Genomic DNA, 12827 nt, shown 5'->3' on the forward strand with positions numbered 1-12827 from the left:
TCCCGTCCGTCGTGAAGGCGGACCAGGTCACGCAGTGCGTCGTGAACCTGTTGCCACACATCGACTTTCGCCCAGCGGCGGAAGATGTCGTAGATGGTCTTCGCGGGCGGGAAGCCGTGGGGCAGCTGTCGCCAGGCGATCCTGTGCCGCTCGGAAAGTCATCGTGTCTGCGTAATCGGCCAGGCTGCCCCGACTGAGAGCATGTTCGAGGAGATCGCGTTCCTGAGCCCGCCGAGGATCCGGGTGCGCCACAGTCCGCAGTTGTTGAGGCCATGCACGGCCGGCGGGGTGCTTCTTTCTGCGCAGGCTGAGGTCGTTCCAGCATGTCCGAGCGGTCACTCACCGACCAGATTCTCCCTGCACAGCGGGGTGGTCTTCGTCGGCGGCGGCCCCCGCCTGGCCAGGCGGGGGCCGCCGTGCCAGAACACGACCGCTGGGACGCCAAGGTTCTCCCCTTACGCGGAGCCCGGCCGCATGGCGCTATCTATGAGGGCGTTCACAACCTACGAGCCACAGAAACAAGACGTTGAGCGCAGTTGAGCGCACTTATCCCCCAGATACGGGTTCACAGGCCGCTGACCTGCGAAAACAGGCGCGTTGGACGCAATTCGGCGCACTTGATGCAACTCAAGTGCGTTGCTGCCTTTTACGCAGCCGCCCAAGATCCACTCCTTCGTGCCTGAGGTTCATACGACTTCGCTCCACCTGCGACGCCGCACGAAGAAGTCCAGCAGGCCGTTGCCGAAACCGTCTATCTGCAGGTCTCATCCGATAGGGCGCCACAGTCTTGAAGCAGCAAGAACCGATGGCTCCAGCGACTCTTCGTCCGCCTGCTGCCGAACGCGATCACCGTCCTGGCCATGTGCTCGGGCCTGTCCGCGGTGCACTTCGCGAACGTCGGCATGTGGGGCGCGGCCATCGCCTCGATCGCGGCAGCCGCCGTCTTCGACGGCCTGGACGGCCGCATCGCCCGCATGCTGGACGCGACGTCGAAGATGGGCGCGGAGCTGGACTCGCTAGCCGACGCCATCTCGTTCGGCGTGGCGCCGGCCCTCGCGATCTACCTGTGGAAGTTCGAGGGCAACCGCGCCGGCTGGGTCATCGCACTGATCTTCGCGGTCTGCATGGTGGTCCGCCTCGCCCGCTTCAACACGTTGCTGGAGAAGGAACAACCGCCGTTCGCGAAGGAGTTCTTCGTAGGCGTCCCCGCTCCCGCAGGCGGATTGTTGTTGCTGCTGCCCCTGATCATCGAGGAGCAGGTCCGCACCGCCGGCTGGTGGAACAACTCCTACGTCGTGGGCGCGTGGACCGTCCTGGTGGCGATGCTCCTGGTGTCGCGAATCCCCACCCTGTCAGTGAAGACGGTGAAGGTGCCGCCGCGCGCGGTGGCCCCGTTGCTGGTCGCCGTCGGCCTGCTGGCGGCCGCGATCATCACGTACCCGTTGGTAGCGCTGATCATCGCGATGGTCGTGTACCTGGCACACCTGCCCTACTCGGTGCGGCGGTACATGTGGCTGTCCAAGCACCCGGAAGCCTGGACCGTCACCGGTGCTGATCGCCGGGCCATCAAGCGGGCGCACGGTGTCGCTGCCCGCCGTCTCGGCCTGCGTCAGCCTTTGCGCGGCCGCGTCGCTGGTGCGCGCGGTGCGTCGGCCACGGCGCGACGTCTCCGCTGCCACCGCGGCGGGAGAGTGCGTCTTCGGCCAACAGCCGTCGTCGCTCGTGGCGGCGACTGGGCTTGAGGCGCCAGCCGAAGCGCTGACCGTGCTCGGGAGCAGACTGAGGGCCAAACGCCATCGTTGTGGCCAACCCTCGGCGTCTGAACTCTCGAACTAGCCGCATGGCATCTTCTCAGCCCTCTCACGAACTTTCTCGCGCTCAAACGCGCTCAACATCGATGAAGTCCGTGATGGCAGCTTCGTCCCGCGCCATAAGCCGGGTGATCCAAGTACACATCCGGCGGAGATACTTCCAGCGCACTCCAGCACTTGGAAAGCACCCTTGCCACGAGGCCGTTCGCACCTAATTCCCCAGAAAATGCGAAAATGTCGACGCCGTCGGCAAGCGTCCACATCCGAGCAACGAAGTCGTCGCCCTCCGCTCCAGGAGCACGCCGCGACCTCGCGGTGGTCCTGATCTCCAGGACCACCATGCTGACCAGCGTCACCAGAGCCGTGCAGCGCGTCACACGCTTCTGCCCCATCCCGAATCTGCAGCCGAAAACGAAGCAGGGCCCTCGCCGACTTCACGATCGACGAAGGCCCCACTTGCCATCTAAGCCTCGAGCACTATCTCACTGCATCAGCCATTCACCCAAAAGGATGGGACGATCCCCGTTCTTGATCATGGAGAACATCTCATTTCGATCTTCCCCATACTGGTAGACCGATGAGTCAAACCCCGCGTAGAACTTTCCGTCGTTTCCCGAGTACAAGGTCACATGAAAGCTGTCCACCCCGACAGGGAACAGAACAGCATCAGCCACCTCCGCGCATCGACGAGCCACGTCCGCATCGCGGGCAGTGCACACAGCAGTCGGATCAAAGCTCGTCCAACTTGAGATCATCTTTCCTTCAATGACCGTGGTCGGCGGATGGTCGATCTTCAGGCCGTAATACGCAGCCAGGAAAGATCTCGCTTCCGGATGAGAGACGAAGCCGACGCGCTCTAGATCCACTACGGCGCCGCCCGCTTCGCCGCGCACCTCAGCCTCATTCCAACCGAACGAGACGAGAAACTCTTTCAGCTCCGTGTCACGCACTTCTCTCACCCCAACTCTCTCGCACCGCTACGAACCAGCACATTCAGACACGAAATACATGCCCCTTCTCTTTTGCGCGTCGAGTTGCGAACCGTGGAAAATATTATGTCCGACAACTCCGGTTCGCGGTTCGTCCTCTCGAAGAACTCGCCGCCGTGTACTGCGATCAGATTATTGCAGGCTCGAATTTCCGCACAGTTGTCAGCTGTCCGACCAGCGACCTGACCACCAGCGGGCAACGCATCACTGATCGCGGCTTCATAGAATGACGGAGCAGAAGAGTGCCCGGAGTACCCGGTTTCGATCAGATCATCATAACCCCGGAATCCAGCTGCTGCACTCATCGTGGCATCCTTAGGTGCTGACGCAGCTGCCGCCTTGGCGGCGTCTTCGACTCCGCAGTTGTGAACCAGGACCGCTGAGATGCCTGCCAGCACGAAGTACGTGTGAATGCCTTCGACCGTCAGGTTGAAGACACGTGTGTGCTCGGTCCATGCCCGCACCCCGCTGACCTTCTGCCGAACACCGTTCGAGTTGAGCAGAACTTTCCCGACAGACAGTTCCGAGGCCTTGGCCCAACGCTGCTCATCAGGCAACCAGAACGGATGGCCGCCAGTTGCCGTGATCGGTTCGACGGCCGAACCTGCGGCACCGTCGACGTCGACCGTGACCTCAACCAGGTTTTTCTCTCCGTTGCCGACGATCGTTCGCACGACCGCTTTCGCTTCGGACTTGTCCTGCTCGGGGGCAGCAGCAAGTACCTGGTCGCCGACCTTCACCTCTTCGATGGGTTTCGACGAACCATCCGCCATCAGCACACGTGTGCCAGCTTTGAAACTGTTGACCAGACACGACGCCGCATCCAGAGCTTCAGCCGCGTCCTCAACGGCTTCTTCGGCCTTCTCCTCGATCCGACGCAACCTCTTAGCGGCGTCTGCGATCTTGTCGAAGACCTTGTTCGCTTTGACGATCGCTCTCACGATCCGCTCACCGGCCTGCAACAGCTTGAAGGCCTTGGCCGCGGGCACCAGGCTGACGCAAGCGAGGATGTCGAAGTTGGTGAAGCAGTCCTTGACGTCGTTGATGCCAGTGAGATCCATCAACAGGTCAGGAAGCTCCGCAACGATGATGCTCCACCAGGACTGCGAGTTGTTGGCCTCGCGCAGGTACTCCTCGTACTTGTCCTTGCCGCCAGCAGCATCGTAACGGGCCTGCTGTGCCGCCGCAGTGGAAGCCTGTCCCCTCTGCTGCTTCCTGGAAGCGCTCGGATACGCTTGTGCAAGTCCGCTGTTGCCTGGCGGATTGCCGACGATGATGTCGCGTTCCTTGTCGATGCCCCAGCTGTGACCGCTTCCGTCCGTGCCGCCTTCCAGGTACATGCCTGACGGGTCGCTGAACGTGACGGGGTTGTTGTTGCTGTACGAGTACCCGTTGACCTGCTGCGGGTTCGCCGTGTTCATGATCGGGTCGTCGGCGAGGAACCGGCCGGTCGCCGGGTCGTACTCGCGAGCACCGAGGTGCGTCAGACCGGACGTGTCCCGGGTGCCGCCGACGAATCCCTTGTCGTCCGGCCAGGATCCGCCGTTGGGGCCGCGGGCCTTGCCGAACGGGTCGAAGTACTGACGCTGGTACGTCAGGTCTCCGGCCTTGACGGACACCGTCGGGGTGCCCTGGTGGTTGCCCACCTCGTACGACAGCCGGCCGGTGGAGGTCCGCACCGCGACGACGTTGCCGCCGTGCGCGTAGTAGCGCTTGCCGGACACCGTGTTGGTCGCGTCGTCCTTGACCAGTTCCATGCCCTCGGGCAGGTACAGGGTTGTGCGGCCGGGTTCGCGCTTGATCAGGCGGCTGCCGTCGGCGCCGTACAGGTACGACGACTCCTTGCCGGAGGCCTCCACGACCTTGGACGTGCGGCCCTCGACGTCGTAGGAGATCGTCTGGGTGTTGCCGCCCACCTTGCGGGTGCTGGTGTTGCCGGTCTTGTCGTAGCCGAACTCGTCGATGGCGGTGCCGGACGGCCCGCTTTCCTCGATGGAGCGGACTACGTGCGGCTGGTTCGCGGTGTCGTAGTTGTACTTGCGTTCGACCACGTTGGATCCCGTGGTCGTGAGCTCCTTCGTGCGGTTGCCGATCGAGTCGTACTGGTACTCGTGCTGGTACGGGGCCGCGCCGCCGACCACGGTGGTCGCACAGTCGCCTGACAGAGGAGTGAACGCCTTGGTCAGCCTGCGCAGCTTGTCGTACTGGAAGCACTGGGTGTCCCACGCCGACTTGTCGGTCGGCTCGTCCGCGATCCGCGTGATGTTGCCACCGGTGTCATACGAGTACTTCTGGTTGGAGATCCGCCAGTCAGTGTCACGCGAACGGTCCACGATGGACTGTTCGAGGCGGCGGCTGCCCTCCTCGAAGTAGTTCGTCAGCCACAGCTGGTTGCCGCCGTCGATGGGGTTGGGCTCCGGGCCGAGGGTCAGGCGCAGCGTCTCGCCGAACTTCGAGTAGATGTGGTCGCTGGCATAGGTGGTCAACCCGGCGGTCTTGGTCGGTGCGCCCTGGTCGTTGTAGAAGGTGGACACCCGCTCCGCGGCCAAACCACCGGCGGCGGGCGTCTGCGAGGAGAGAATTTCGCCAGCGACCGGCGTGTAGTCGCGCTCGAACTTGTAGGTCCGGCCCAGTCCTCCTTCGGACGCGGGGATCTCGACCTGCGACTCGCGGATTCGGCTGTACGCGTCGTATCTCGTGATCCGCTGGACGTAGGCCTGGCCGCCGGAGAACCGGGTGGCCGAGTCGAGCATGCCCTTCTTCTTCGTGTCGTAGGCCCACTCGGCGAGCTTGGTCTCGCCGGAGAGCATCTGGGTCTTGCGGCCCAACTGGTCGTACTTGACAGACACCGACCGGTTCTCGCTGTCGGTCGTCTTCACGACCTGGTCGAGGTTGTTGTACTCGACTGTGCTCGTGCCGCGGTCCGGGTCGGTCTCCTTCCACTTGCGGCCAAGCAGGTCGTACTCGTACGTCCACTTGTTGCCCGCGGGGTCGGTGACCTGCTCCAGCTGTCCCTTGAAGTTGAACTTCGACTTCGTCACGTCGGCGCCGAGACCGTTGTGCTGGATGCGTTCGATCTCGCGACCGTGCGCGTCGCTGACGACGGTCGTCGGGATCTGGCCCGCCGGAGGCGTCACGTGCACGCGGTCGCCCGCGTACACCGTGGTCGTGTCCCACTGCTTGGTGCCGAACTTGTGGAAGGCCACGCTGACCGGACGGCCCAGCTTGTCGTACTTGGTGAACTCCTGGTTGGGCACCTGAACGTCCAGCACCACGAACAACTTGCCGTCGGGCGCCTGCTTGTTGAAGTACGCGTTGCTGGTCTTGGTCACCAGGCCACGCGAGTCGTAGAACGTGTCCGTGATGATCCGCCCGAGATCCCCGGCCTTCTGCTCACCGTCGGGCACCTGGGTCTGCCGGGCACGCATCAGGCCGTCGAAGATCTTGTACGACACGTTGTACTGCTGGTCGCGCTCGCGCAACGACTTCGAGACCTCGATGACGGTCGCCGTCGCCTCGTCGTAGACGTACTCGTACTGAGCACTCGCGTCCAGATCCCGCTCTCGGTGCGGGAGCCAGGTGTGGGTCAACCGGCCCAGCGCGTCGTACTTCGCGTCGATCCGCTCACCGTTGGGTCCGACCTGCGCGACCGGCAGGCCGAGTGCAGGGTCGTACTCGACGATCGAGTTGTGGCCCTTGGCGTTGGTGGTGGTCACCTTGCGCACCGGGAAGCCGAACGCCGGCTCGTTCACGATGCTCGTGTCGCCGAGCGCGGGGTCGGTCGTCTTCTTGACCCGGCCGTAGACGTCGTACTCGGTGGTCGTGATCGCCTGGTAGACGCGCGGGCTCGTGCGTTGACCGTTCCACCGTGACGCGGTGGTGACGAGGCCCTTGGTCGGGCCCTCCCCGGACGCCTTGCCGTCGTACGCGGAGATGGTGTCGCTGACGGTGTTGTCGTCCGTTGCCGCGACATCGCACTTCGCGGCGTAGGTGAGGATCCGGCTGGCGTAGTTCCACATCCACGCGGCCTCGTTAGGCGCGTAGGTGGTGGTCGTGCACCGTTCGTCACCGGTGACGTCGATGTCGCCCTCGTCTTGAACGGTGAGGGCGCGGCCGTAAGCGTCGTCGAACGTCGTGCTCGCCCGCTTGGTCCGCCACCGGTCGGTGCCCAGCGAGGTCTTCGTGGTCACCGTCTTGGTGTTGAGCAGCAACGCCTTGTCGTCGCCGTTCTCCGCGGTGGCAGGAGACATCCACGGCTCACTCGTGGTCTTCGAGTGGACCGCGCCGCCATTGAGCGAGAACGTCTTCCACTCGACGCCCTTGAGCCGCTCGTGGTCCTCGATCCGGTCGCCGTCGTACTCGACCCAGGCATCCCGCTTGCCGCCCGGCACGGTGTCGCCGTCCATACCGCGCAGGTAGATCTTCTCGGTGACCGGCCGGTCCGGCTCGTTGGTGTCACCGGAGATCGTGCGGACCTTGTTGTAGCCACGCCACTGCGACCACGTCCGGTACTTCGGGTCACCGAAGTCGTTCTCGTCGTAGTGCCACAACGGGGCGCCGGCGATGCTCTCGTACTCGTAATAGACCTTGGTCTGCTCGCTCAGCTCGCGAACCCGGTCGTCCGCGATGACCGCGCGCACGACGTACTTGTGGAACCAGTGCAGCTGCGGCTCCAGCGCGCCTTCCGGCGTCCAGTACGACGGGAAGCACCGCATCGTGTTGAGGTGCGCGTTGGCGAGGACGGGCATGCGCGTGCCCGGCACACAGTCCTTGTCGGTGTACTCGACCTCGGTGATGCCGCCGGCCTCGTGCTGGACGCGCTTGACGCGGCCACGCAGCAGCGGCGGGTACACGTCACTGTCGCCGTCCACCCTGTTCGCCAGCGTGATGCGCTCGAACTTCGTGGCGGGCAACGACTTCGCGTCGCCGACCAGACCGGTGTGCTTGATGCTGTCGAGCCACAGCGCCGGGTCCAGACCGTCGTTGGACGGCGGGAACGACTGGCCGAGCTCCCACTGGTCGACGTCACGCCACTCGGCGGCGACGTTCTCCTTGCGCACCTGGGTGCTGATCTTCGTGAGCCGCAGCTGACTGAAGAACGTCGGCGAGTACTGGTTCTCACAGCGCGCACCGGGCGCACAGATCTGGTCGAACGGCACGTCCGGCCACTGCTTCGCGTTGTCCTTGTTCAGCTTGCCCGGAGCACAGTCGAACCCGGACGACGGAATGCATCGCTCCGAGTAGTGGAACTGGACCCGGCCGGGAGCCGGAGCGTTCTCGTCCGAGCTGTGCAGGCCGTAGTCGATCCGGTCCATCCGGCCTGCGCGCTCGTACTCCACACCGTCGGTGGCCTCGAGGTTGCGGCCGTAGCGGTTCTTCTCGGTCTGGTAGTAGAACCGGGTGACGTTGCCCTTCGGGTCCACCACGTAGTCGACGTTCCAGCGCCACGCCTGGCGGCACGACAGGTCCTTGAACTGCTTGCCTTCCGCCCAGCACTGGTCGCCGGGGTGGTTGCCGAACACCGGGACGGTCCACGTCGACTCCGCCTCGCGCGAACCCAGGAAGTACTGGGTGCCGTTCGGGGTCGTCACCTTCCAGTACTCGCCGTTGTTGTCACCACCCGCGACCGGCGTGCGGTAGAGGCGCTCGATCTTCGAGCCGTCGTCGTTCTTGGCCCGCCACGTCTCCGTGGTGCCGACCCTGACGAGCTCCGACGAGATGCCGGCGAGCTGGATCGTGGCGTTGTCGGTCACCCAGCACTGGTCGGCCGTCTTCTTCTGACCGATCGCGGCGTTGAGGTCCTCACCGCAGCTCTTGTAGCGGCGCTCGATGAACCCACCCGCGCTGAGGTCCCAGCCGTCACCGGCCGACGACGCCTGGTTGTTCGTCGCGCTGGTGCGCCCGTCAACACCACTGGACGAGTAGCCCAGCGCCACCTGGGGCGCGCCTCCTCCGACCGAACCCGGCAGCTTGATCGGGTAGCTGAAGGTGAAGTCACCACTCGAACCGCCGGCGGACCAGCTTCCCGCAGGAGACAACGAGGTCGCCTGGAACGAACCGCCGGCGCCACCCGCGGCGGGCTCGGCCGCGAGAACCATCGCACCCGAGGAGGGCGCGAGGTCGGTGGCCGTCAGCTTCTTCGTCTTGACGTCGTTGCGCGACTGCACCGGAGTACGCGTCTTGCACTCTGCCTTGTCCGGTGTGGACAGTGCGCACTCCGGCAACCGCACCAGCCGCAGGCGCGAACCGTAGTCACCGCCGTACGCGTGCTCGAAGCCCGAGTAGTCGACCTGGACCGACGTCTTACCGAGAGACTTGCCCGCGTTGTCGGACACCTTGAGCACGACACCGGCCACGCCGATCTTCGCAGACGTGTCCTGGCCGAACGTCTCGACCCGAACCGGGGCCGCGTCCGCCTTGCTGACCTTGACCGGCGACGTGCCGGCCTGCCGAAGGTCACCGGCGGCGGCGACGTCGGACTTGCCCGCCGTCGGCCAGGCGACCTTCGGCGCCGGCTGGCTGCTCGCCACGATCGGTGTGACGGGCCGCAGCTTCGCGGGCTCGCCGGGAACGTTCTTCTCGGTCTGAGTGTCGGGTTTGCGCACGTCTCTGCCCGTGGGCTGGGCAAGCGCCGGCGTCGGGGAAACGACGCCGGCGATCATGACCCAGCCCAGCGACAGGGCTAGAGCGCGCGACCACCTGCTGTGGTTGCGCATGAACTTCCTCTGTTAGGAGTGAGGTGCTGGATCAGCTGTGGGTTCGCAGCGCGAGGATCTCGTCGTCCGAGAGCGCGCCGACGTAGACGCGTACGTCATCGATGCCGCCCTTCCAAAAAGCACCAGCGGCCGTCGTCGATGTGAGCCTGCCGAGCTCCACAGTGGACTCTGTCGTGGCCGAACCACCGGTGAACGGAACCCTGGTGATGTAGACACCGTTGAGGTAGAGCCGCATCTCAGAGGCGGTCGTGTCGTGCACGGCCGTCAGGTACGTCCACTCCTGCAGCTCCGCGCGATAAGCGGTCGCGACAGTGGTATCGCCCATGACGAACTCCCACTTCTTCGAAGCGCCGCCATAACGGATATCGAGCTGCGAGATGCCGTTGTGCACCAGACTCACGACCGTCCGCGCCTTGTCCTCGTGCGCGTCCAGGTCCAGCCGCGCCCACGCCGAGACCGTGAAGGAGCGGTCCGTGCGGATACCCGGAGCAGGGGCCGAGGCGTACGCCTCAAGGTCCTGCGGGTTACCCTCCGCGTCAGGCCCGTTGAGAAGCAATGACGTGAGATCACCGTCCTTCTCCCAGCCGACCTTGCCACCGAGACTGGCATTCCGGGCAGTAACCTCGTCCTTCGTAAAGGTGCCGGTGCCCTCACCGATCTTGTAATGGGCACGGACCCCGGCCAACTTGGCCAGCACCTTGATCTCGGCGTCGTTCAACGTGCGGTTGTACACCTTCAGCTCGTCGACCGACCCGACGAAACCGCTGACGTCCTGGCCGTTCCAGCGATGGCGGCCCACCAGCAACTGCGACGCCTGCCAGCCCTCCAGCCCTGTGACCTCGCTCTGCTTGATGCCGTCGACGTGAAGCGCGAGCGTCTTGGTCGTTGCCTGGTAGGTGCCGGCCAGATGTGTCCAGACACCGACCTGTGCCTCGCGCAGTGAATGCGCCACCTTGGCGTCGGCCTTGTTGGTGGCGGCCGTCATGCCGAACGCCCAACGTTTGTTGCCCTGGTCGTAGTACAGGCTGGAACTGAAGGCGGCACTATCCACTGTGGATAGAACGACGCGGCTTGAATCAGCGCTGTTCATCTTCGCCCACGCCGACAACGTGAAGTTTTTCGAAGTGTCGATGACCGCACTGCCGCTGAGGTAGTCCTGGGTCCCGTTCAGACCGGCAGCCTTGCCCGAATAGCCCGCGGCCGCGAGGTTCGGAGCGCCGTTCGACGTCAATGCGTTGCCACCGTTGGAGTCGGTCAGCGTGCCGTCCAGGGCCCACTGCGCGACGGGAGGACCACCAGTGAGCACGATGAACTCGTACCGCTTCAGCTCAGACAGATTTCCGGCCTTGTCCACCGTCTTCACGAACAGCGTCTGGGTGCCCGCGGTGTTTGGCGTCCACCGGATCGTCGCCTTGCCGTCCGCACCGGCGGCCATCTCCTTGCCCAGACCATCGCCGCCGTCATGCGTGAACGAGTAGACGAACTTCGCTACGTCGCCGCTCGCCGACTTCACCGAGTCCAGCTCGAACGTCCCCGTTACACCGACGCCACCCCCCGGCGTCGACGCCGGGTACTCGACGGAAGTCGTCTCCGGTACAACGGGTTTCACCGTATCGACGATGAAACGACATACTGGGTCGCCCAGCCACGTAGGCCATGCACCCGTGAGTTCACCATCAGAGGTGCTCGCATTCCAGTAATACGCGCCATCCTCGGTGATGGCTCCCGGCTGCACCTGGGCTTCCGCATAGGAACCCGAGGGGGTGTCGTTGACGTGGTAGCTCGCAACGGTCACGGGAAGCCGCCCCGGCTTGCCAACCCAGAAGTCCGACGACAACACGCCGCCGTCCGGGTCCTCCACCTTGGCCCGCATGCGGGGCGTCCTGGTGGGCACGTACACCCTGTTCTCAATCCCACCCTCTCGGCACGGCAACAAGCCACGCTCCATGCTGCGGTCTGATGGCGGCAACGGAGGCGAGTTGTACTGGATACGCAGCACCGGGTTGAGATCGAACCGGCGCCACGCCTTGTCATTCGTCGCGTAGTTGTCGCTCGCAAACCCGACAGTCAGGTTCGTGAAGCCGTTGTCCGCCTGGTGCTGCGCCTGTCCAAGCACGTCGAACTCAGTCAGCCCGTCACTCGGGCAGTAGTTGGCGTTGTTCTTCTTGTTCGTCCAGGACTGCTTGGTGTACCAGGCAGGGCCGGCGTTCCACCTGGTGTCGGGACCGATCGGCCCGGTGTGCCACGCGGCGGTCGGCTCTACCAGGTCGCAGTTCGCCGAGTGGATCACCTTCACCGCGAGCTTCGCCGAGTGGATCTTCTTTCCGACCATCGGCGCGAAGTTCATCTCGACATAGGAGACAGAGAAGCCGGTGCTGCTGTGCCAGCCCGCCTTGAGGTCACCCAGTTCCCCGTCGGTGCGGTCGTAGTTGCGGGCTTCCGGATTGCTCTCCTGTGCGACCGCGTGGTGGTTCTTGAATCCGGCCCAGTCGTACCTCGGATCGATCGACACCGGGAAGGTCGTCTCCGACGAAGCCAAGAACGCCTGATCAGGAACCACTGAGATGGTCTCAGCCGTCAGTTCGACTCCCATCCTGGCCACGCGACCGGTCGCATCCCACATCTGCGACGCGTCACCCGTGAACCGCACGGCTCCCTTGTTGTCCTTGACCTCCAGCAAGCCGTCACGCTGGCTCAGCGTGCCGCCCTTGACATGCGAGCCATAGGTGATCTTGCGCAGCTTGTCCGACTTCGCCGCCTCCGCGGTCTTCACCACCAGCAATTGGCTGAAGCCGGTCTCGGTCGCCGTGACCGTCAGGTCGATGCCCGACCACACCTCCCGATACGTCGTGGTGGCACCGTCCACCGTCGGTTCCGGCAACGCTTCAGGCCAGCTCAGACCCACCTCAACGCCATCCCTGGCCACCACAGCCAGCGGCGTGCCTTTGCCTTTTCCGGCGAGCCGGAGATCCACCAAGGTCGCTTCAGGACGGATCAGACCGTCCGAGTGCTTGCGCACCTCAGTATCGACCGGAACCCACTTGTCACCACGCTTGGCCCGCTCCGGACGGAGCGTCTGAGTCACCGTCATCGTGCCGTCCGGATTCGCCGAAGTCTCCGACGCCTCAGTCGTAAGCTCGGACACCTTCACCGGCGTATCGAACTTCCGCGCCGCAGCAAGGGCAGACGCCTCAGTCGGAAGCTCAGTCGGCGCAGCCTCCGCGCTCCCAACAGGTGTGATCAAGCCAGCTGATACAGCCAGCACGAGAATGAACGAGCGCATGCCAAAGCCGCGCGCCGGTCTATGGCGC

General features: G+C 64.5%; 3 protein-coding genes and 2 pseudogenes. 1 reads left to right on the forward strand and 4 read right to left on the reverse strand.

The genetic code is table 11. The annotated features are described in order from the left end of the window. Positions 1-53: 53 nt before the first annotated feature. Positions 54-140, reverse strand: a pseudogene (locus tag OG205_RS46820) (transposase); the annotation flags it as partial. A 720-nt stretch (positions 141-860) separates the two neighbouring features. Between OG205_RS46820 and pssA the strand changes: the two are divergent. Further along, positions 861-1762: pseudogene (gene pssA, locus OG205_RS20515) on the forward strand (CDP-diacylglycerol--serine O-phosphatidyltransferase). A gap of 531 nt (positions 1763-2293) precedes the next feature. On the opposite strand, the gene OG205_RS20520 reads toward pssA, so the two are convergent. Genes OG205_RS20520 through OG205_RS20530 form a run of 3 tightly spaced genes read right to left on the reverse strand, consistent with a single transcriptional unit; the run spans position 2294 to position 12667 of the window. Beyond that, positions 2294-2761, reverse strand: coding sequence for an SUKH-3 domain-containing protein (locus OG205_RS20520; RefSeq protein WP_330277849.1), 468 nt, complete (start codon positions 2759-2761; stop codon positions 2294-2296). A 5-nt stretch (positions 2762-2766) separates the two neighbouring features. Then, entirely contained in the window at positions 2767-9516 is a 6750-nt protein-coding gene (locus OG205_RS20525; protein ID WP_330277850.1) for a polymorphic toxin-type HINT domain-containing protein, read from the reverse strand. A gap of 31 nt (positions 9517-9547) precedes the next feature. Continuing rightward, positions 9548-12667, reverse strand: coding sequence for a LamG domain-containing protein (locus OG205_RS20530; protein ID WP_330277851.1), 3120 nt, complete (start codon positions 12665-12667; stop codon positions 9548-9550). Between the last annotated feature and the right edge of the window lie 160 nt (positions 12668-12827).

This window comes from Lentzea sp. NBC_00516 (assembly GCF_036346835.1).
GTDB lineage: Bacteria > Actinomycetota > Actinomycetes > Mycobacteriales > Pseudonocardiaceae > Lentzea > Lentzea sokolovensis.

Bases quoted from the DNA above. Each gene is read 5' to 3' on its own strand.
- OG205_RS20525 (WP_330277850.1), bottom strand. From the start codon at position 9,516: ATGCGCAACCACAGCAGGTGGTCGCGCGCTCTAGCCCTGTCGCTGGGC.